Origin of the sequence: Pseudomonas sp. MEJ108, assembly GCF_030208985.1 — a bacterium.
Taxonomy (GTDB): Bacteria; Pseudomonadota; Gammaproteobacteria; order Pseudomonadales; family Pseudomonadaceae; genus Aquipseudomonas; species Aquipseudomonas fragariae.
The window spans coordinates 68689-88650 of record NZ_JARVSW010000048.1; the positions used below are offsets into that span (position 1 = coordinate 68689).

At 59.1% G+C, this 19962-nt stretch carries 19 protein-coding genes; 4 read left to right on the top strand and 15 right to left on the bottom strand.

The window, feature by feature from the left end:
* Nucleotides 1-27: 27 nt before the first annotated feature.
* Genes QRN50_RS19890 through QRN50_RS19900 form a run of 3 tightly spaced genes read right to left on the bottom strand, consistent with a single transcriptional unit; the run spans nucleotide 28 to nucleotide 3125 of the window.
* Nucleotides 28-870 carry a carbohydrate ABC transporter permease gene (locus QRN50_RS19890; protein WP_058398838.1) on the bottom strand — a complete coding sequence of 281 codons (843 nt, stop codon included), beginning with the start codon at nucleotides 868-870 and terminating at the stop codon, nucleotides 28-30.
* Entirely contained in the window at nucleotides 867-1829 is a 963-nt protein-coding gene (locus tag QRN50_RS19895) for a carbohydrate ABC transporter permease (protein WP_024659753.1), read from the bottom strand. Before QRN50_RS19895 ends, QRN50_RS19890 begins: the two co-directional genes overlap by 4 nt.
* A gap of 21 nt (nucleotides 1830-1850) precedes the next feature.
* The gene (locus tag QRN50_RS19900; RefSeq protein WP_024641371.1) at nucleotides 1851-3125 is read right to left on the bottom strand and encodes an ABC transporter substrate-binding protein; all 1275 of its coding nucleotides are present in this window, start codon (nucleotides 3123-3125) and stop codon (nucleotides 1851-1853) included.
* A gap of 167 nt (nucleotides 3126-3292) precedes the next feature.
* On the opposite strand from QRN50_RS19900, the gene QRN50_RS19905 reads away from it, so the two are divergent.
* On the top strand, nucleotides 3293-4870 hold the full coding sequence (locus tag QRN50_RS19905; RefSeq protein ID WP_032610889.1) for a carbohydrate porin: 1578 nt from the start codon (nucleotides 3293-3295) through the stop codon (nucleotides 4868-4870).
* Nucleotides 4871-5110: 240 nt separating this feature from the next.
* On the opposite strand, the gene QRN50_RS19910 is transcribed toward QRN50_RS19905, so the two are convergent.
* Genes QRN50_RS19910 through QRN50_RS19920 form a run of 3 tightly spaced genes read right to left on the bottom strand, consistent with a single transcriptional unit; the run spans nucleotide 5111 to nucleotide 7268 of the window.
* A complete protein-coding gene (locus tag QRN50_RS19910; protein WP_096127216.1) occupies nucleotides 5111-6127 on the bottom strand; it encodes an SMP-30/gluconolactonase/LRE family protein in 1017 nt (338 codons plus the stop codon).
* A gap of 20 nt (nucleotides 6128-6147) precedes the next feature.
* Complete coding sequence (locus tag QRN50_RS19915; protein WP_003403348.1) at nucleotides 6148-6717, bottom strand: cupin domain-containing protein; 570 nt, start codon at nucleotides 6715-6717, stop codon at nucleotides 6148-6150.
* 56 nt (nucleotides 6718-6773) lie between these two features.
* On the bottom strand, nucleotides 6774-7268 hold the full coding sequence (locus QRN50_RS19920; protein ID WP_003403346.1) for a YagU family protein: 495 nt from the start codon (nucleotides 7266-7268) through the stop codon (nucleotides 6774-6776).
* Nucleotides 7269-7399: 131 nt separating this feature from the next.
* Between QRN50_RS19920 and QRN50_RS19925 the strand changes: the two genes are divergently transcribed.
* Both QRN50_RS19925 and QRN50_RS19930 read left to right on the top strand, forming a co-directional pair.
* Nucleotides 7400-8320 carry a LysR family transcriptional regulator gene (locus QRN50_RS19925; protein ID WP_003403345.1) on the top strand — a complete coding sequence of 307 codons (921 nt, stop codon included), beginning with the start codon at nucleotides 7400-7402 and terminating at the stop codon, nucleotides 8318-8320.
* 169 nt (nucleotides 8321-8489) lie between these two features.
* Complete coding sequence (locus QRN50_RS19930; RefSeq protein WP_003317799.1) at nucleotides 8490-8645, top strand: hypothetical protein; 156 nt, start codon at nucleotides 8490-8492, stop codon at nucleotides 8643-8645.
* 162 nt (nucleotides 8646-8807) lie between these two features.
* Here QRN50_RS19930 and QRN50_RS19935 read toward each other — a convergent pair whose 3' ends face one another.
* The 9 genes from QRN50_RS19935 to QRN50_RS19975 all read right to left on the bottom strand — a co-directional run bounded on the left by QRN50_RS19935 (nucleotide 8808) and on the right by QRN50_RS19975 (nucleotide 17044).
* Nucleotides 8808-9251, bottom strand: coding sequence for a DUF421 domain-containing protein (locus tag QRN50_RS19935; protein ID WP_003317797.1), 444 nt, complete (start codon nucleotides 9249-9251; stop codon nucleotides 8808-8810).
* A gap of 14 nt (nucleotides 9252-9265) precedes the next feature.
* Complete coding sequence (locus QRN50_RS19940) at nucleotides 9266-9793, bottom strand: hypothetical protein (protein WP_057457060.1); 528 nt, start codon at nucleotides 9791-9793, stop codon at nucleotides 9266-9268.
* Nucleotides 9794-9988: 195 nt separating this feature from the next.
* The gene (locus QRN50_RS19945) at nucleotides 9989-11131 is read right to left on the bottom strand and encodes a M20 family metallopeptidase (RefSeq protein ID WP_096127215.1); all 1143 of its coding nucleotides are present in this window, start codon (nucleotides 11129-11131) and stop codon (nucleotides 9989-9991) included.
* 12 nt (nucleotides 11132-11143) lie between these two features.
* A complete protein-coding gene (locus QRN50_RS19950; protein WP_096127214.1) occupies nucleotides 11144-11899 on the bottom strand; it encodes a glutamine amidotransferase in 756 nt (251 codons plus the stop codon).
* Entirely contained in the window at nucleotides 11896-13011 is a 1116-nt protein-coding gene (locus QRN50_RS19955; RefSeq protein ID WP_053275767.1) for a phosphotriesterase family protein, read from the bottom strand. Before QRN50_RS19955 ends, QRN50_RS19950 begins: the two co-directional genes overlap by 4 nt.
* Complete coding sequence (locus QRN50_RS19960; protein WP_003371220.1) at nucleotides 13008-14027, bottom strand: ABC transporter permease; 1020 nt, start codon at nucleotides 14025-14027, stop codon at nucleotides 13008-13010. The genes QRN50_RS19955 and QRN50_RS19960 overlap by 4 nt, the downstream gene beginning before the upstream one ends.
* 14 nt (nucleotides 14028-14041) lie before the next feature.
* The gene (locus tag QRN50_RS19965) at nucleotides 14042-14818 is read right to left on the bottom strand and encodes an ATP-binding cassette domain-containing protein (RefSeq protein WP_024638556.1); all 777 of its coding nucleotides are present in this window, start codon (nucleotides 14816-14818) and stop codon (nucleotides 14042-14044) included.
* A 10-nt stretch (nucleotides 14819-14828) separates the two neighbouring features.
* Nucleotides 14829-15773: a substrate-binding domain-containing protein gene (locus QRN50_RS19970; RefSeq protein ID WP_032654600.1), complete on the bottom strand. Its 945-nt coding sequence runs from the start codon at nucleotides 15771-15773 to the stop codon at nucleotides 14829-14831.
* A gap of 257 nt (nucleotides 15774-16030) precedes the next feature.
* A complete protein-coding gene (locus QRN50_RS19975; RefSeq protein WP_096127213.1) occupies nucleotides 16031-17044 on the bottom strand; it encodes a LacI family DNA-binding transcriptional regulator in 1014 nt (337 codons plus the stop codon).
* Between the two features lie 709 nt (nucleotides 17045-17753).
* On the opposite strand from QRN50_RS19975, the gene QRN50_RS19980 reads away from it, so the two are divergent.
* The gene (locus QRN50_RS19980) at nucleotides 17754-19862 is read left to right on the top strand and encodes an NUDIX hydrolase (RefSeq protein ID WP_186828282.1); all 2109 of its coding nucleotides are present in this window, start codon (nucleotides 17754-17756) and stop codon (nucleotides 19860-19862) included.
* Nucleotides 19863-19962 lie beyond the last annotated feature (100 nt).

Consider the following 19962-nt stretch of genomic DNA (forward strand, 5'->3'; position numbering starts at 1 on the left):
GATGCTGTTCCTTGTCAGTTGTGTGCATCAACCTTTCAACGCGCCGGCGGTGAGGCCGGAAACGATGCGGCGCTGGAAGATCAGCACCAGAATCACCAGTGGCACGGTCACCAGCACCGACGCCGCCATCAACAGGCCCCAGGGCAATTCGTGGGAGCTGCCACCCGAAATCAGGGCGATGGCGACCGGGACCGTTCGCTGGGCGTCTGTCAGGGTGAAGGTCAGGGCAAACAGGAACTCGTTCCACGCGGCAATAAATGCCAGCAGGCCGGTCGTGACCAGGGCGGGCCACAGCAGCGGCAACAGCACGCGGGTCAGCGTGACCCAGGGCGATGCGCCATCCATGATTGCCGCTTCTTCCAGTTCATGCGGCAGTTGCCCCATGAACGTGGTCAGCACCCAGACGGTGAAGGGCAGGGTGAAAATCGTGTAGCTCAGGATCAGCGCCCATGAGGTGTTGTACAGACCCAGTGCGCGGATCACTTCAAACAGCCCCGACAGCACCGCGACCTGAGGAAACATGGAGACCCCGAGCACCATCATCAGTACCGTGCCGCGCCCTCGGAACTTGACTCTGCCCAAGGCATAGGACGCCGTCAGGCCGAGGAACAGCGCCAGCATCACCACACTCAGCGCAACCACCAGCGAGTTGGCGATGGCCTGCAGGAATGAAGCCTGGCTGAGGACCGCTGCGTAATTGGAGAAGTCGGCTTCGGTGATCCAGTAGCTCACTTCAAACAAGGCGCTGGACGGTTTCAGCGAGGTCAGGACGGCGTAATAGAAAGGGAAGATCGCGTACAGCAGCACGACCCCGACCAGGCCCCAGAAGGACAGGCGCAGCAGCGCTTTCTTCAGCGGGCGCAGGTTCATGAGCGCACCTCCAGCTGGCGACGTCCGAGGTACAGATAAAGCATGGCAATCACGGCCACGACCAGAAACAGCAGGGTGGAGGCGGCGCTGCCGTACCCGACGTCCTGGAACTCCACCAGGTGCTGGCGGGCATAGACCGACATGCTCATGGTGCTCGAAGAGTTGGAGGTCAGGACGTAGATGACGTCGAAGACCCGCAACGAGTCGAGGATGCGAAAGATTGCGGCGACCAACAACGCGGGCATCAGCAACGGCAAGGTGACACGCCAGAACACCCGCACCGGATGAATGCCGTCGACCCTGGCGGCTTCGTAGCAATCGCTTGGCAGCATCTGCAGTGCCGCGAGCATCAGCAGGGTGACAAAGGGCACGGTCTTCCAGACATCGACGATGATCACTGCCCACATCGACAGATCCGCATCTGCCGTCCAGGCCAGTGGCGCGTCAATCAGGCCCAGGCTCAGCATCATGTGGTTGATGATGCCGAACTGGTCATTGAGCATCCACGACCAGATCTTCGCCGAGACGATGGTCGGAATCGCCCAAGGGATCAGAATCAACGCACGGACCAGCGCGCGGCCGGTGAACTTGACGTTCAACAGCAACGCCACCATCAGTCCCAGGACCATTTCCAGCCCGACCGACACCACGGTGAAATGCAGGGTGTTGCGCACCGCGTTCCACCATTGCGGATCGACCAGAACGCCGGACCAGATGACGCCGTCGTAGAGCAGATAATTGCTCAGGCCCACGAATGAGCCACTGCCGGTATCCGACAGATCGGCGTCGGTCAGGCTGAACCAGAATGTGCGCAGCAATGGCCAGGCCGCCACCAGCACCAGGCACACCAGCATCGGCGTCAGAAACAGCCAGGCGGCGCGTAGCCTGCGACGTTGTACAGGCGTTTCCCGGGTGACGAGTTCGTCGTCTCCGGGGTAGTCGGTAGAAGAGACAGGCATGTTGATTTCCTTACGTGTGGCTTACCAGTTCCGGCGTTTGATGCGGGTCAGTTCGCGTTCCAGTTCGACCAGTGCCTGATCGACCGGAATATCGCCCGCCAGCACGCTATGCACCCGATCGAAGAAGGCGTTGGAGACGCGTGGGTAGCCGTTGGCCGTGATGGCGGCGGGGCGCATGACCCCATTGCTGAGGATGCTGTGCAACTGGGGGTAGTAAGGCATCGCCGCGAGCAACTCGGGGTCGGCATACAGCGACTCGATGACCGGGTTGTAGGCACCTGCCAGGGCACGCTGTTTTTGCTGTTGGGCGCTGGTCAGGTAGGCAACCAGTTCTGCCGCCAGCTTGGGGTTGCGGCTGTAGCGCGAAACCGCCAGCCCCCAGCCTCCGAGCGTTGAAGCATGGGTGCCGTTCGCGCCGCCGCTGGGGAGGGGCGCTACGCCAACCTTGTCTTTTATCGCGCTGTCCTTGCTTTGCACCAAGGCCCACACGTAAGGCCAGTTGCGCATGAACAGCGCATTTCCCGACTGGAACACGCCACGGCCTTCTTCCTCGGTGTAATTGAGGACGCCGGGCGGGGAGATGTCGCCGACCCAGCTTTTGGCCAGGGTCAGCGCGACTCGTGAGGCCTGGCTGTTGACCACGATGTCTCCGCGCGGGTTGACCAGTCCGCCGTCCGGCTGGCTGCTGATCCATTCCAGGGCGTTGCATGTCAGGCCTTCATAAGCGCGCCCCTGGAACACATAGCCCCACATCGTGGCGTTCCCGGCATCGCGCTCGGCTTTTTGCACTTTTTTGGCGGTAGCGGTCATGTCCTCCCAGGTCTGGGGGACCGGCTGTTGGTACTTGTCGAGCAGATCCTTGCGGTAGTACAGCAGCCCCGAGTCGGTAAACCAGGGCATCGACACCAGCCGGCCGTCGACGGTGGCGTTGTCCACCTGGGCCTGGAAATAGCCTTGTGTTGCATTTGCCGGAAGCAGTTCGCGCAGGTCCGTCAGGTGTTTGGCGAGCATCCCCGGCCACACCATGTCGATTTGAATGATATCGATGTCGGTGGACTGGGCACTGAGGATCTGCTGGTAGAACGACAGGCGCTCGGTCGCAGAGTTAGGCGTGGAAACCACCTGAACGTTGTTGCCGGTCTGTTTTGACCAGCTATCGACTGCTTCCTTGCACAGTTGCAATTCAGCACCGACGGCCCCGCACGAGATCGTCAGATCGGCTGCGTTCGACAGCGCAGGAAACCCTGCAGACAGGGTGAGCAGCGCGGCGGGAAGAAGAGATTTCAGCTGTTTCATAGAGCCCTCTTTATTTTTGTTTTTATAAAAGTTAACGTTAACATCGTCAATGTAGCAGCGTATTTTCGATGTGGCACCCTTTTTTCTTCGATTTGCACAATTTTGTGTTGAGGGAAAAAGGCCCGGCCAACGTCACGAAAACAATAAAAACAAAACAGGAAGTCCACATGCAGAACGCATCAAGATGGCTACTCGCAGGGGTACTCGGCACCTCGACAACCGTCTCTCAGGCCGCGACGCTGGAAGAACGGATGGCCGCTTTTGAAGCCCGTGCCAGCGCTGCGGAAAAACGTGCAGCCGCAGCCGAACAGCAAACCCAGGCGCTCGCCAGGGAACTGCAGCAACTCAAACTCGCCACCCCCGCTGCGCAGCCTGCCGCGCCCACTTCCGCGCCGACTGTGGCAGCCAGTCCACAGCCCGCTCTGGATGATCGCGTAGCAAAACTCGAAGCCCGCCAGCAAAGCATGGAGAAGCCAGGCGGTGTCGGACACCTCACCGACGGGTTCAGCTTCAAGGGCTATGCTCGCTCCGGCCTGTTGATCAACGACGGATTGGGCGGCGGTCGCGGCGGGCCTTATACAACCCCCGCGGGTTCAGTCGGTGGGGCGGTCGGGCGCCTGGGTAACGAAGACGACACCTACATGCGCTTCGATCTGTCGAAAGAGATCTACGCGCAGAACGGCACGCGCTCCAAGTTCACGGTCTCCATCGCCGATGGCGTTGAAAGCTATAACGACTGGACACCCACCGAAAGCAGCCTGAACGTGCGTCAGGTATTTACCGAACTCGACCACATCGCCGCCTTCAAGGGTAATTCAGTGTTCGAGAACTCCACCCTGTGGGCCGGTAAGCGCTTCGACAGGGATAATTTCGATATCCACTGGCTGGACTCGGACGTGGTCTTTCTGGCCGGGACCGGTGGCGGTATTTACGATGTGCAGATGACCAGGGACTGGCGCTCGAACTACTCCCTGATCGGACGTAACTACGGAGATTTCAGTGAGGGCGGCGTCGATGCCGATGTGGAAAGCTACATCCTGACCTCCAACCAATTCTTCGACAATGGTCAGTGGCAGTGGATGTTCAACGCCATTGGCGCAAAGAAAAACGACGTCGGTACGCGCACCAATCAAGCCGGTTTTGCGCCCGCAGACTCAGGCCTGCACACCATGTTGGCCAATCACCAGAAGGACTTTTTCGGCCGCGAAGGCTTCTTCAAGACGGCGTTGCTCTATGGGCAGGGCCTGGGTGCACAGGTCAAGGACATCGGCGCGGATGGCGAACTGCTCGACGACGCCCGCGCGGTGCGTCTGGCCATGTATGGCGAGACGCCTATCGCGCCGGGATGGCGCATCGGCCCGAGCCTGCTGGCCGAGCAGAGCAAAGACCGCTATGTCAAAGGCGACGATTACCGCTGGCTCACGCTGAACATGCGCCTGGCCAACGAGATCAACAGCAACTTCGAGATGGCCTACGAGCTGAGTTGGCAAACCATGGACCTCGACCCCAAAGGCTACCTGCAACGCAATGCCGTCGATGGTAACTTCTGGAAGTTTACGGTGGCGCCGACCTTCAAGCCGGACATGGGTGACCTGCTCACGCGTCCCGAACTGCGAGTGTTTGCAAGCCTCATGAACTGGTCTTCGGACCTGGACCGCTACAGCACGACCGGCAACTTCGGCAAAAGCGACTTCAATTCCGGTGGTGTTTGGCAGTTCGGTATCCAGATGGAGACCTGGTTCTAGACTCTGTACGAAAAGTGGCTGCGCTCGGTGATGCTTCGTTAAAAACAGGCTCGGATGCGAGTCCAATCGGAATGCTCATTTACAACACGTAGACTCCGCTTCCTCGCCTGTTTTTGCCTCGCCTGACCTTCGCTCGCCGACTTTTCGTACAGAGCCTAGGCATCGTATTCAAAGCCCGGCGCCGTGTGCCGGGCTTTGAATCGGTTTACTGCTACCCGATGAGCATCGGGACAGTCCGTCCTACTGACCAGCTACGCCCTTCATCACCTGCACCCTGAGCACCTTGTTGGCAGCGGTAATGTACGCCCAGCTTGCCTGCTCGCTGGAGCAGAATGTCAGGTTGCTGGTATCGGCCGCCGCGACCAGCAGTTTGCCCAGTGGCTTGCCTGCTGCGGAAAACACCTGAATACCTTCCTTGCTGCTGCTCCACAGGTTGCCAAGCGCGTCGACTTTGATCCCGTCCGGGATGCCGGGCTCGATGTCAGCGAACACTTTGCCGTTGATCAAGCGACCGTCGCGCACCTGATAGACCATGATGCGATGTGCCAGCTTCTTGTTGGTGAAGTCGTGGGCCATTTGTGAGTCGGCCACATAAAGCAGCTGTTGATCCGGCGAGAAGGCCAGGCCATTGGGCGCGTGGACTTCGGGTGTGTCGAGACGGGTGATCTGCCCGGTGTCGGGTACGTAACGATAGATGAACTCACCGCCTTGCTCCGGCTTGCCGCCATAGCCTTCGCTTTTGCTCAGCACACCGAAAGTGGGATCGGAAAACCAGAGAGCGCCGCTTTTATCTGCCACGACATCGTTCGGGCTGTTCAGCCGTTTGCCCTGGTAGGTGTCGACCACTGTACGCCACTCACCATTGGACTCCTGCCGCACGATGCCACGCTTGCCATGCGAGGCCGCCACCACACGGCCCTGGCCGTCGAGCGTATGCCCGTTTTGAAAGTCGGCCTTTTCCAGCCAGGTGGACACGCCACCCTTTGCCTGCCAGCTGCTGACCTTGTTGGCCTTGATGTCACTCCAGATCAAACGGCCATCGGCCAGGCACAGCGGGCCCTCTGCCCACTTCGCCTGATCGGTGAGCAGCTCGACGTGGGCCTGGGGGGCAACCAGTTGACTGAAGGCCGGATCGATAACGACTTGCCGGACAGGGGCGACGGCGTCGGTTGCGCCTGCGGAACCTGCAGCCAGGAGCGCACCGCCCAATAACCATGAGGAGGGGCGCAGAAAGTGTTTTTTACGGGTCGGTTTCATGTGTTCAGGTCCGTATGCGATCAGTAGGCACAACTGCCATTGGTACGTTTGTCAGCCGCACCTGGTTTAAGTTTGATGATCAGTTGAACATTGGGTTGATCACCCACGGTGCGTGTCAGGTGGCCTACACGCTCGTCATCCGGACGCGGCCGGGACCGGGTATCGGCATTGAACTGCATCTCTCCCGGTCCTTGCACCAGCACACTGCCATCGGTGGTTTCCACCGACCATTGCCCCTGCAGGGTGATCACCCATTGTGGCCCCGGCGCGTGGTGCCAGTTGCCGACGTATCCCACTGGCAGCACCGCGTAGGCGATGCTTTCAATATCGTCAGGGGAGACGCCGACCCATTGCGGCGCGGCTGGCGGGGCATAGCTTTTGAACTCCAGGCCTTCCAGGCGGCAGTGGCCCACATGCGTGGCACCTTTTTCGTCAGCCCACAGCGTGGCATATGAAACAGGCGGTTGCAGTTGACCGTTGCTGTGAGTCATTTGCGTAGACTCTTTCGGCACCGATTGCACGTCGGCATTGGCACTCGCCATGCCCGCGCAGGCGGCGCAGGCCAGAGCCAGGGTGTATAGAGATTTCATCGGGTCACTCCGTTTACAGGGAAATTCCAGGTGCCGGTCGCAAGGCAGCGCGCTACTCAGACCGATTGGCTGTGAGGCAGCCAGCGCTGTTGCAAATCCCGCCGTATGACTTCGATCACCCACATCCACAGCAAGTGCCCGAACGTTTCCGATAACAACTCCGAGGCAGGCAACTCCCACAGCGGCGGTGCCCAATGGAACGCCGGCAGGATGACGCCGTGAAAACCCAGGGTCACTAACAGGCCGAAACCCAGACCCTGCCACAGGGCGGCGCGCGGATACCGGAGTACAAGCAGGCAATAGAACATGGCGAAGAAGATGGAAAAGCCATGGTGGACCAGGGCACTGCCGTAATTCACCACATGCTCTGAATACACATACGTCAGTTGCTGAGCGTTGATGCCCAGCGAATCAAGCATCTCCACAGGCGGGACCGGGCGGTCCGGCGTGCGAGGCGGGAAGGGGATCTCTGTACCCCATTTGATGAAACTGGAAACATTGCCTCCAACAAAGCCGGCCAGTGCGGCGACACCATACGCTCGCGTGTTCAAATCAGCGCCCCTTCTTCATAGACCAGGCTGTGAGCGATCTCGCCCTAGCCGTTGAACCATGAAGTATGTGCAACGCTCATTTATTTGTAACATACTAATTTGATAGCTCATTGATACTAAAAAAATATCAGATGATTGATTTGAAATTGATGCGTCAGTACGTGGTGGTCGCTGAAACCCTGAATTTTCGCAAGGCCGCGCAACGCTTGAACATGTCACAGCCGCCCCTGAGCGTTGCGATTCGTCGTCTGGAAGAATGTCTGGGCGTGCAGTTGTTGCAGCGCAGTACGCGCTCCACGCAATTGACCGCTGCGGGCGTCGTGTTTCTGGCCGAGGCTCGGCAGACGTTATTGCAGGCCGAACGGGCCTGCGAAATGGCACGTCGCTCAGCGGCAGGCATGCTCGGTACGATTCGCCTGGGCTTTGTCGACAGCGTGGTCGATGGTTTACTGCCGGCGCTACTGCGTCGCTATCAGGCAGCGAACCCGAACGTCGATATTCAACTGCAGGAGGCCACCCCACCCGAGCAGCTTGAAGGCCTGCGCAATGACCGGCTGGACGTCGGCATTCTGGTGTTGCCGGTCATAGACCCCGGCAACATCCAGATCGAGCCGTTGTTCGAGGACCGCATGGTTGCGGTGCTGCCGCAGGATCATCCCTTGGCCGAGCAGACATCCATCGGTCTTGCGGCGTTGGCAGACCAACCGTGGATTCTGTTCGCCCCGCATCATGGCCCGGGCATGCACTCGCATATTCTGCTGGCCTGCGCCAGTGCAGGCTTTACCCCTCGGGTCGTGCAACAGCCTCGCCAGATGCAGACCACGGCTGCGCTGGTGGCTGGTGGAATGGGCGTGGCGCTCATGCCGCAGCGTTATGCCCGACGTCAGCCTGGACGGCTGGCGTGTCGGGAGATAACTGGGCCAGGCACACCTGTTGCCTATGTGCTGGCGCTGGCGTATCGCGAGTTGTCTCCGTGTGCGCAGTCATTGCGCGAAGTGGTCATGGAGCTGGTTCAGTCGCCGGCGTTCAGGCTGTCGTCCGCCGAGTCATGACGCCGTCGCCTCAACTCGGGCCGGAACCCGCAACTCGCCCCTCCCGGCAGGTGCCGGTTCAAATGCACTGAACGCCTTGCAACGGCCTGACTCCAAATCTTGCCCCGGCGCTCAAACCCATGCATCACGTCGATGGGTGTTCGAATCCTCTGCCAATCAAGGAATTCCCATGACCGATCCACGTAACGTCGCCCACGACAAAAAAGTCCAGCAAGAGAAAAAGAACCACGGCGAAGAAATCGCGCCGAATGCCGAGCACGCGCCTCAGCCAGGTATGAAGCCGGCACTCAAGCATGATGATGACGAGCAGGAAGAGCAGGCGTAAGCCAGTGATCTGATCGTGACCTTTGGCGGTGCTGGCTGATGTCAGCACCGCCAGGTGGCGCATTCGATGCCATCACTTCAGGCACCCAGCCCGATGTGATCGGTAAAGATGTTCAGGATGTCGCCATGAAACTCTGCGCAGGTAAGTTTTAGCGCTGATTCCTCACTTGAACGGTATGACCGATATCTCGCCGTTCCTTTCAATGATCGCGTACCTGATGTCCTTCATCTCCACGATCCCTTGCGTGGTTCGTGCGGCCTCCATCACATCGGATTCACTGATGCGCGCCTCTCTCATTCGTTTGGTCAGTGGCTTGCCGTCTTCGACGATAACCGTGGGGCCGCCATCCAGAAATTTGGCCAGCCGCTTCGATCGGCGTTTGGCCAGGGAAAAGCCGACGTCTATGGCGATAAGGGTGGAGATGATCAGTATCGCGTTGGTCACCGAAAAATCATCGCCCAGCAGCGCTTGCTGAGTGGCCTCGCCAATGATCAGCAACAAGACGAAATCGAAGGTGGTGAGGTCGGTAAGGGAGCGGCGTCCGGCAACACGAAACAAGACCATCAAGACAAAATAAATCGCTGCTGCTCTGAGCACTGCATCCATAAATCGCTTTCTCTCTACGGGTAGATAAACCTGGGCATCGGCAGCGTTTCGCCACCCAGCATATGCATTTGCCCTCGGTACAGTCCCACCCCGTTACTGCGAACAGTCAGGTACAAAGTGGCTAAACCGTCCTTGTCAGCCTGCATCGGAATGACCAGATCACGGCCTTCGCTGTGAAGGGGCGCGGGCTGGGGGTTGAGGTTCTCGATCGATACGCCTTCGAGCAGTCCACTGCCGACGACCAGATAACGCATTTCGGAGGGGGCGCCTCTGGACGTGACAATCATATCGTCCTGACTGCCGTTGCGGCTGAAACGCTCGTAGCTCACCTGCAGTTTGCCATCTGCCGTTTGAGGCTCGACCTGGCTCAACGGCCCTTTGGAAAACAAACCGGCAAGGGTCAGCACTATCAGTACAATCAGGCCTGCCCAGCCGATGCGCTCAAAGCGCCAGACTCGACGCTGCTGCGCCATATCTTCCTGGACGGGATATGACCGGCTGCGGAACTCATGGTCGTCCGCTTCATCACCGCGTAGTGCCATTAACGTGCTGTCCATTAGGGAAATTTTGTAGGCACCTTATTACGCGTTCAACCCGTCCGCTGTCCAGAACGGTTTACATCCTTGTCATGGCTATGCACGTTCCAGGTGAGTGGCTGCCTTGCGCAGCCGGTTTGAATGTGAGCCAAACGAGTGCCGACGAGGAGGGCTATGAAGGGCTGGTGAGAGTATCTTGCGTCAGTCGTTCATCGGCGCGTGCATGACTGTCCAGTCTTCGATCAATCCGGCATACAGTTCGACGCATTGCTGAAGTTTGTCGACTTCACAATACTCATCGACCTTGTGCGCCATGCCGGGCTCTCCCGGGCCGAGAATAAGGGTGGGCGGATAGCCGATGGCGGGGAGCAGCACGGCAGCATCGGTAAAGTAGGGCACCGCCTTTTCCTCCAGGGGGGCGTCATGCAAGGCCTGACAGCGTGCAAAAACCTGTTGCACCCACGGCTCGTCGGGGCTGGCACAAATACCAGGCAGATCAATCAGGGTGCTCAGTTCCGCGCCGCTGCCCAGATGGGCCGCCAGTCGTCCGCGAATCTCGTCGTGGTCCAGATTCGGTGCAGTGCGCAGGTCCAGGGTGAACGCTGCGTAGTCCGGTACCGAGTTGATGTTCAGGCCGCCGCTGATAGTGCCGACGTTCAGCGTCGGCTTGCGCATGAGCGGATGCGCAGGGCCTACTTCAAAGGTCTGCGCGCGGCCAATGTGTTCGGCGGCCAGATAGATAGCGTTCACGCCTTCTTCCGGCATGGCGCCGTGGGCCGTCAGGCCATGGCTGGCGCAGCGCAGCCATAGCGCGCCTTTGTGTCCGAGTATCGGGTAGTTGGCCGTCGGCTCTCCGATCAGCAGTGCGCCCAGTTCGCCCAGCAAATGGGGCGCGTCACTGCACAGGGCCTTGGCGCCGTCACAGCCGGTTTCCTCTCCGCCGGTGAGTATCAGCCGAACGCCGGGCCCGCGCCGAATGGAATCACGGCTGCGCTGGCAGGCCACGATGAAGGCGGCAATGCCCGCTTTCATGTCGCTGGACCCTCGCCCGTACAGCCGGCCATCAACGATCTCACCGGCAAACGGCGAGTGACTCCAGGTGGCATTGCCGAGCGGCACGGTATCCAGGTGGCCGGTGAACCCCAGCGGTTTGCCGGGGCCGTCGCCCTCAAGCCAGGCGACCAGATTGAAACGGCGCTCACCGAAACGCTGCAGCTCGCAGACAAATCCGTGGCGGGTCAGCTGCTCGGCAAGAAAAGCCGCACACGCTTCTTCATCGCCCGGCGGGTTGAGGGTCTGGAACGCCAGCAGGGCTCGGGTCAGGGCTATCGGGTCATCGAGCATCGGAGCCTCCGGTCAGGTACGGCGGGTCAGCCAGCCGAGGCTGTTGATCCAGAAGCGGCGATAGCCTTCCCAGTCGAGAAAAACTTCTGGCAGCCAGTGTTCGGAAAGGTCGCTGGTCCACGCCAGCGTGCGTCCGGCACCGACCTCGCGCGCGGCAAGCAACGGGTGTTGAGAGCCTTCGACGGTGGCCAGCAATTGAGCTTCGGGATGCAATTCAACTTCGTTGTAGCCAAGCAGGTAAGGCCATTCGCCGCCCAGGCCTTGCAGTATCGGGTGATCGCTGTGGATCTGCGGCAGAAAGCCTTCCGGCACTTCGACACGGTCGTCGTAAGGCAGGCAGCGTACGGGCAAGACTTCCTCGACAGGCGTTCCGCGGTAGCGCGCGCCGCCGTTGATGCCTTGAAAGCTGAAGTAGCCGCCGACCATCATCAATGCACCGCCCTGCAAGACGTATTCGCGAAGGGCTTTGAGGCGGTTGGGCGTACGCTTGCCACGCAGCCAGGTGTCCGGGTGCAGCAGCAGGGTATTGGCACCGATGTCGGAAAGGATCACCGCCTGATACTGACTGAGTGCCTCGACCGTGGCCGGAAAGTCGGTCTGGGCCTGATCGGCGCACATCTGCGTGATCTGATAGTCGCTGTCTGCCATCGCCGCGAGCAAGCGCCGCGCGCCATTGTGCGCAGTGACGCTGTCGAACTGATCGAAGCCTTTGATGTGGGTTGACGTGCTGACCCATGATTCGCCAGCCAGCAATACGGACTGTTTCATGACGTTGCATTCCTCTGCGATGAAAAAGGAGCCTGGAAGCCGCGCTGGAAGACCCGGCGCGGGTTATCGATCAAAAGGTTTTCGAGTTGTTCGCCGGTAACGCCATGACGGCGCAGGCGCGGGACAAAGTGTTTCAGCAGGTAGCCATAACCATGACCGCCATAGCGAGTCAGCATGGTTTTCAGAAAAACGTCCTGAGACAACAGCACCTGCGAGCCGAAGCCGCGCTCGATCAGGGCGACGATGGCCCGTGCGTTTTCCTCATCGCTGGGCGACTGCGCGTGCTCGTCGGCGAAGTAGTAACCCATGCCGATCATGTCGTATTCCAGAAACGCGCCGCGTGCCGCCAGCGCATGCTGATACGCCGGGTCGCTGTGGCTCGGGTTCATGTGGCACAGCACCGTGTGGCGCAGGTCGGCGCCTTCTGCCTCAACGATGTCCAGTACCCGGTGGCCGAGGCGCTCCCAGCCTGGCAAGTGCACTGAAAGCGGCACGCCGGTCGCGGCACTTGCACGGGCTGCGGCGCGCAGTGATTTCTCTTCGTCATCCGTGAACGCGGCGGAAACACCAATCTCGCCGATCAGGCCGGCAATCACCTCGGGCTTCTCTTCACCACCACCCACGTCATGAATGATCTGCTCCGCCAGCTGTTCCACCGAGCGTTCATGCACGTAATGCGGGTGCGAGGGTTCCAGATAGAAACCGGCACCCATGATGATATTCAGGCCGGTCAGACGGGAAATTCGCTGCAAGGCCTGCGGGTCGCGGCCGATGCCCAGATTGGTCGGATCGACCACCGTTTCCCCGCCCAGCGCCCGGTACTTCAGCAGCTCCTCACAGGCCAGATCGACATCGAACAACTGACAATTGTCGCGGCTGACCAGCGGGTTCATGTGCAGTTCGCCAAGCAGTTCGATGCTCACCGGGCGCTCGGCCAGGTGTCGCTCGCCGCAGCAACTGGGTGCGACCCATTTGCCTGAAGCGTCGAGCAGAATGTGTTCGTGCATCAGGGTGACGCCAAGGCGCTCGACCGGCACCGGCCCCAGCACCGTCATGGCATGGCCGCTGTCGACCCCGAGGGGCAGGGGTGAAGGATGACGAAACAGGCTCATGCTCCAGCCCTCCCGAGTGGACGGCCGGTACGTAGAATGCGTGTGTTCAGCCAGATCGCCAGCAGTACGATCAGGCCCGTGGCGATTTGCGTGTAAAACGGTGAGACGTGGGCCAGAATCAGCCCGTTCTTGATTGCAGCCATGGTAAGCACCCCTAACAGTGTGCCGACAATCGTGCCGAAGCCACCGAACAGGCTGGTGCTGCCGAGGACCACGGCAGCAATCACTTCCAGTTCGAAACCTTCGCCCTGATTCGAGGAACCACTGCCCAGCCTGGCCGTGACGATCATGCCGGCCAGGGCGGCCGCCATGCCGCTGAGCATGTAGACCCGCAGCAGCACACCGCGATGATTCACCCCGGCGCGGCGCACGCTTTCAGCGTTGGCACCGATACCCGTGAGGTAGCGGCCAAAGCGCATTTTGCCGAGCACCAGCACCCCGCCCAGCGTGACCAGCAAGGCCAGCCAGGCGGTCAGCGGCACGCCGAGAAACCAGCCGCGACCGAGGGCCAGAAACGCCGCTTCTTCGCGTGGGACGGGGATCGAATAGCCTTGCGTCAGCAGCATCGCCAGGCCACGAATAATGGTCAGGGTGGCCAGGGTGACGATAAAGGCCGGGATGCCCGCGTAGGCGATGAAGTAGCCGTTCAGCGCCCCGATCATCGCGCCGACCGCAAGCCCGCCGAGCAGAACCAGCGGCCAGGGCAGGTGCCAGGCATTGAGCGCCATGGCCGCCAGCGCACCGACCAGCGCCAGGGTCGAGCCGACCGACAGGTCGATGCCGCCGGTGGTGACCACCAGCGTCATCGCCACCGCGACAATCAATAACGGCGCGTTTTGCCGGATAACGTTGAGCAGATTGGCACCGCTTAAAAAGTTATCGGTCACCAGTGCGAACAGCACAAAGCACAGGGCGAAAAACAGGCCGATGCTGACCACGCCGGGAAAATCATGCAGCAGGCGCTTGAACAGCGACTGCGGCAGAATGCGTTGGCGCGTGAGATCGAGCGTTTTCATGGCGTCATATCCTTTCAGGCGCTAGCGGAGCGGGCAGTGAATTTATGCCCGACAATGAGTTCGACGACCTCGTTGAGGTCGGTGTCGGCAATCCTTCGCTCGGCCAGATTGGCGCCGTCATACATCACCATGAGGCGGTCGCAGACCAGAAACAGGTCCTGCAACCTGTGGGTGATCAGAATCACGCTGACGCCCTGGCGGCTGATGGTACGAATCAACTCCAGCACCGCTTCGACTTCGGCTACCGCGAGGGCCGCGGTGGGCTCGTCCATGATCAGAACCTTAGGCCCGAAGGCGGCCGCGCGGGCAATCGCAACGGCCTGGCGCTGGCCGCCTGAAAGGTGTCGTACCTGCGCGCGGGTATCCGGAATGGTGATGCCCAATGCTTCGAGAATCTGCCGTGCTTCGCGGTGCATGCGCGTCTCATCGAGCAACGGCACGCCGAGCACGCGGCGCATCGGTTCGCGGCCCATGAAGAGGTTTCCGGCCACATCGACGGTGTCACACAGCGACAGGTCCTGATACACCATCTGGATATGGCAGCGCTGCGCATCTGCCGGGCCGTTGAAACTGACTTCCTCGCCATCGATGGCGATTCGTCCGCTGGTCGGTATCACGGCACCTGACAGAATCTTGGTCAGCGTGGATTTGCCCGCGCCGTTGTCGCCCACCAGCCCCAGCACTTCACCGGGCTGCAACAGCAGATCGACACCGCGTAACGAGGCTATCGAGCCGTAGTGTTTAGTGATGGCACTCATCTGTACCCGAGGCACTTCGCCAGGCGTCTGCATGCTGAGCCCCTTATTTGAATTCGGCGCGATAGGCTGCCAGGTTGGCTTTGGTCACCAGCGTGACGGGAATGCTCTGTTCGCGAGCCACAGTCTTTCCGGACAACAGCGCCAGCGCCGACTCCACCGCCGTCTTGCCCATGGCCTGCGTGTTCTGTTGCACCACCACCGCGACAGAGCCGTCATCCAGACCCTGCACTGCCTGAGAGGACAGGTCCCACCCGAAAATCCTGACCCGCTCGCCCGCACTTTGCGACACGCTCGCGGCAACCGAGCCAATCAGGGCGGGTTCGCCAGTGGCATAAATGATCTGCAGATCAGGGTTGGCGGTCAGCAGGTTTTCCGCCGCAGCCTGGGCGGTGTCCTGCACATTGTTACCGTCGACGGTATTGACGATCTTCGCCTGGCTGGCGGCCTTCGCCAGGCCTTCGCGGAAGCCGTCCAGACGCAGATTCTGCACATAAGAGCCGAGGGCTCCGACCACGCCGATGCTGGCTTTGCCCGCCAGTTCGCGGTTGATGTATTCGCCGGTGTACTGGCCGATCTGTCGGGCTGCCTCGCGGTTATCCACGCCGACCTGCACGGCATTGTCGCCATTGATCACAGCATCGATTGCCACCACCGGGATCCCGGCCTGCGCGGCTGCGGTGACTGCCGGCTTGATACCGTTGACGTCGATGGCGCAGACCAGAATGGCGTCGACCTTGTCCTGAATATAGGCCTCGATGGCGTCGTTCTGGGCTGACGGATTGTCGTTGGCGTTGAACACCACCAGCTCTGCTCCGGCAGCTTTCGCCGCCGCCTGTGCGCCTTGGGTAATCTGGGTGAAATACAGCGCCTGTTGGTTGACCTGTACCAGAGCCAGACGTTTGCCGGTCTGGGCCTGAATGATGGGTGACAACGCCAAGGCCAAAACAACGCCGAGGGTCAGGGTGAAACGCTTGCTCAAACGCAGCATTGCCATCCTCCTAGCCTGATCGCCGATGTGGCAAATCAGATCGGTAAACCGGTTTACCAGTTATCTCAAAAAAAAGACAAATGAGCTTTGTCTTCAGGTTTGAGAACTGGAGAAAGCAGATTGTGTGCCATTTTTTCACGATGCCTGCCTGTGACCGTACAGCCTTGATGCGCCACAGTTTTCCGCAATCATCGGCTTTTCAGGAGGCAAACGGCAGTGCACCGATTTAAGGCCGGGTGTTACTTGTTGCCCCGCAATCAGTCACTGCGCGTTGCTACCGTGCCCCGGCAGACCAGCTCTACGGGTACGCGCACGACGTCCTGTGTACAGTCGCCGCCCGTCATTCGCTGCAGCAGTTGCGCCACGCCGAGACGGCCAAGCTCTCTGGAGGATTGGCGGATGGTACACAGCGGCGGGGTCAGCAGGCTGGCGTACACGGCGTCGTCGAACCCCACCAGCGACATGGCGCCGGGCACGCTGATAGTGCGCTCACGCAGGACATCGAGCACGCCCAGGGCGATGAAGTCACTGGCGGCGAAAATCGCCCCCGGAGGGTCGGGCAGGGTGAGTAGCTGTGCGGTCGCGATACGCCCGAACTCACGGCTGTAATCCCCAAAGCACAGGTATTCCGGCACCTCTGCGATGCCCGCCAGCGCGAGCGCTTCCCGGTAGCCGGCATAGCGCTCGCGAGCACTCATCAAGGCCGACGGCCCTGAAACGTGAGCGATGCGTCGATGCCCATGGCGGATCAGATAGTCAGTCGCCAGGCGACCGCCCTGATGGTTGTCAGCGAAGACTTTGGGCTGCGAGGTGCCGGGAACGTCTTCGTCGAGCAGAATGATATTGCGGTAGCTCATCAGCTGACTGGCCAGCGTGCCGTCGTCCGGATGGTTGCTGACCAGTAGCAAGCCATCGACGTTACGTGAATCCAGCCAGCGCACAAACGTGCTTTCGCGCTCAAGCAGGTTGCGGGTGACACACAGCACCAGGTTATAACCGTGTGCGGACGCCTCTTCCTCGGCCGCGTCTGCCAGCTCGGCGAAAAACGGGTTGGCGATGTCCGGCAGCACCAGGCCGATGGTCTCACTGCCGCCTTTGCTCAGGCGCCGGGCCAGACTGTTGCCCCGGTAGTCCAGCGCCTTGATCGCCAGGTCGATACGTTGCGCGGTTTCCGGCGGCAGGCTGATGCTTCGGTTCAGATAGCGCGACACCGCAGCCTTGGAAAGACCTGCATGGTTGGCAACATCCTTGAGCGTTACGGGTCTGGTCATGGCGGTCGGCTTTGTGGCCTGAAAAACGAAGTATTGAAGTGAGGTGCCGGTATCTTCTCATGCGTGCCCGAACAGCCCGACGATTTTCTCTGCGGGTGACGTCGAAAAAATCCAGGCCGGGCATTGGCCGGCCAGCTATCGTTGACCTTCTGCACGTTTGCGACACGCTCTGCTTGAGCGAATGTGTGCCGTCTTGAGCTGTTGGTACGTAACTAAATATGGTGCATTATTTATATGTTGTCGTATGACTTATGTCTGATCACTTCATCACACACCACGATCATGCAAGTAGCTCAGGTATTCCTTGCATTGGCTCTAAGACATTCGCCACGAATGTCGATCACTTACAGTGATAATTCTCCATTAAAGAAGCCTCTCTTGTTTGCTTAATGGAACCGCACAGCACACTGCGACACTCATTTACTCCATTTTCCAGTAAATGCAGGCGATGAGTGTTTGCGATGAATGCCATTCAGCCAATTATAAGCTCGGCTTATTTTCAATACTCTCTCGGTGATAGCAATTGGCTGCTTTCTTGGGGCTCTTCATTATCAACAGGCGTTATCCATGATTGGATCAATCCGAAAAGTGGCTATTTGCCTTGCGAGTATCGGCTGATCGCGTTCGAGTCTGATAAAGGTCCTGATGCCTGTAATTCCAGGGACGAATGTTCATCGCGAGCCCCAAGACGAACGTTCAGGAGTGCTTAATGATAAATCCCGTAAAACACAATTTTAGTCACCTTGGGTTTTCAAACGCTCAAAGTACCTCGGCACTGGGGCCTGCCAGTAATAAAGTGCCCAACTTTGTTTCGCGAGGGCGAGGCAAGGGAGTTCCAGTGGAGCAATTCAATACTGCCGAAGAGTGTCGTTTGGCGGGTCGGCAGGACAGCGTACTGGATTCGATAGACGGCAAAGAGTTCATGCGACTGCTGCAGAAGTACACGGCCTCTGAAACAACCGAAGAAGAATTTGCGGACCTGAGAGCCTCCATACCGCGCTACTCCATTGAGTTGGCCAAGTCGGATCAGCCTAAAGTGCTTTATCGGGGGATATCTCTGGATGATGAGGCGGCGTCGCTGTTACTGAATACCTCCAGGGGTTACCGCAGTCGCGAAATAGCCCATGGTCTTATTCACGGCCTGCGCGTGGTTAAAGGCGTTTACACCGCGACCGGGGTGGCCAGTGCCTCGACAGTGTCAGCCGTTTCGCAAGGCTTTGCGCTGGTGAACGCGAAGAGGAAAAAAGAAACACCGGTTCTTTTTGTACTGAAAGCGATGCCTGCCGTTCCCGCGCTCAACCACAGTGGTGCAAAGGGTGTGACACTCAGTGAGAGCCGGTTGCCGTTATCGGCGGCCAGCAAGAGTGAACACGAAGTCATTCTGGATATCACCAACCGGTACGAAATTACGCAGGCTCGCCGGAGCGGTGAGTTTATTGTCGTCGACATGACTGTTTTAGGGCGGTCCAAGAGGGGAGGTGAATTCGCCCTCGTCGAGACTGACAAATGGAAACAACTCTCTGGCGCCAAGGGCTCTAATCCAGGTGGATTGTTTCAAGCGCCCAATGGCGTTAAGTGGTATGTGAAAACCAACCCGTCTGCCAATAGACTTCGAAACGAGGTGCTTGCCTCCAGACTGTACCGTGCCGCAGGAATCGATGTTCCTGACATAGAACTGGCGTCCCGCAAAGGCAAGCCCGCACTGATTTCAAAACTGATAGTAGGGAACCCCAAAGACCTCGATACGCTGGCAAAAAATAGTCAGTTGAAGTGCGGCTTTGCTGTGGATGCCTGGCTGGCGAACTGGGATGTCATCGGTCTGACGGGGGACAATGTCATCTTCAATCACCGTAACAAACCCGTGCGCATCGACCTTGGCGGTGCGCTGGTCTTCCGCGCCCAAGGGGAGCACAAGGGTAATCAGTTCGGTACCACGCCCATGGAGCTGGTCACGATGCTGTCTCGTGAAGACAATTCGTCCAGTCGTGCCTTCCGGAAAATCGAGCGTAATGACATCCGCGAGGGTATTGCAGCGATAGAAAAAATACCGGATGCGCGTATTGCCGCACTTTGCGCAGAACACGGCCCTGGCAATCACAGCGAACGCATTGAGCTCGGCAAGAGACTGATCAGTCGGAAGAAGTGGCTTGTCGATATGAAGCAGACGCTTCCTTATATTCATCGCCGAAAGAACGAGCGCGGCGATGTTGTGACTGTTAAAAACCCCACGTCACCCAGCGCGGCGGATACGTGGCGTGATCGATACGCAACCGCCGTTTTTGTACCTCACAGCGTTGTCCGTGGCAGCATGAACAACCTGCCGTTCAGATCATTTACACCCCCAGACACGATGGATGGCTGGCGCCGATTTACAACCCGGGCGGTCAACTTCACAGAGCCGGAATTCAAGCGTTCTCAGCACCTTGCTCCCGCCAGTGGAGCGATCATTTTTGAGCCCGACGGCAGGGTATGGATCACCGAGCCGACCAATCACCCGTTCGGCGCAACGCACGCTTTTCCCAAGGGAAAGCAGGAAGCCGGTCTGAACTTGAGGACCAATGCACTCAAGGAAGTCTACGAAGAGACGGGGCTTCTGGTGGAATTCCACAGCTTTATCGGTGACTACGACCGAACAACATCCCGTACTCGTTATTACCTTGCCAAACGCATAGATGGCACACCGTCCGATATGGGTTTTGAATCTCAAAGCGTCAAGCTGGCAAACATTACCGAGGCCAAAAGACTGCTACCCAACGCCGTGGATATTGCCATCTTGCGAGACGCAGAACGGGCTTATCTAAAGGGCCCTTTCAAATGAGTTTCATCTGCTTGAACGCGAAAAGACGATAAAGAGGATTTCTGAAACCCTGTACAAAAAACCGTTCACCCAAACGCGTTACCTCCACAAAAAAGGAGTA

Bases quoted from the DNA above. Each gene is read 5' to 3' on its own strand.
- QRN50_RS19890 (WP_058398838.1), bottom strand. From the start codon at position 870: ATGAACCTGCGCCCGCTGAAGAAAGCGCTGCTGCGCCTGTCCTTCTGG.
- QRN50_RS19895 (WP_024659753.1), bottom strand. From the start codon at position 1,829: ATGCCTGTCTCTTCTACCGACTACCCCGGAGACGACGAACTCGTCACC.
- QRN50_RS19900 (WP_024641371.1), bottom strand. From the start codon at position 3,125: ATGAAACAGCTGAAATCTCTTCTTCCCGCCGCGCTGCTCACCCTGTCT.
- QRN50_RS19905 (WP_032610889.1), top strand. From the start codon at position 3,293: ATGCAGAACGCATCAAGATGGCTACTCGCAGGGGTACTCGGCACCTCG.
- QRN50_RS19910 (WP_096127216.1), bottom strand. From the start codon at position 6,127: ATGAAACCGACCCGTAAAAAACACTTTCTGCGCCCCTCCTCATGGTTA.
- QRN50_RS19915 (WP_003403348.1), bottom strand. From the start codon at position 6,717: ATGAAATCTCTATACACCCTGGCTCTGGCCTGCGCCGCCTGCGCGGGC.
- QRN50_RS19925 (WP_003403345.1), top strand. From the start codon at position 7,400: ATGATTGATTTGAAATTGATGCGTCAGTACGTGGTGGTCGCTGAAACC.
- QRN50_RS19930 (WP_003317799.1), top strand. From the start codon at position 8,490: ATGACCGATCCACGTAACGTCGCCCACGACAAAAAAGTCCAGCAAGAG.
- QRN50_RS19935 (WP_003317797.1), bottom strand. From the start codon at position 9,251: ATGGATGCAGTGCTCAGAGCAGCAGCGATTTATTTTGTCTTGATGGTC.
- QRN50_RS19940 (WP_057457060.1), bottom strand. From the start codon at position 9,793: ATGGCACTACGCGGTGATGAAGCGGACGACCATGAGTTCCGCAGCCGG.
- QRN50_RS19945 (WP_096127215.1), bottom strand. From the start codon at position 11,131: ATGCTCGATGACCCGATAGCCCTGACCCGAGCCCTGCTGGCGTTCCAG.
- QRN50_RS19950 (WP_096127214.1), bottom strand. From the start codon at position 11,899: ATGAAACAGTCCGTATTGCTGGCTGGCGAATCATGGGTCAGCACGTCA.
- QRN50_RS19955 (WP_053275767.1), bottom strand. From the start codon at position 13,011: ATGAGCCTGTTTCGTCATCCTTCACCCCTGCCCCTCGGGGTCGACAGC.
- QRN50_RS19960 (WP_003371220.1), bottom strand. From the start codon at position 14,027: ATGAAAACGCTCGATCTCACGCGCCAACGCATTCTGCCGCAGTCGCTG.
- QRN50_RS19965 (WP_024638556.1), bottom strand. From the start codon at position 14,818: ATGCAGACGCCTGGCGAAGTGCCTCGGGTACAGATGAGTGCCATCACT.
- QRN50_RS19970 (WP_032654600.1), bottom strand. From the start codon at position 15,773: ATGCTGCGTTTGAGCAAGCGTTTCACCCTGACCCTCGGCGTTGTTTTG.
- QRN50_RS19975 (WP_096127213.1), bottom strand. From the start codon at position 17,044: ATGACCAGACCCGTAACGCTCAAGGATGTTGCCAACCATGCAGGTCTT.
- QRN50_RS19980 (WP_186828282.1), top strand. From the start codon at position 17,754: ATGATAAATCCCGTAAAACACAATTTTAGTCACCTTGGGTTTTCAAAC.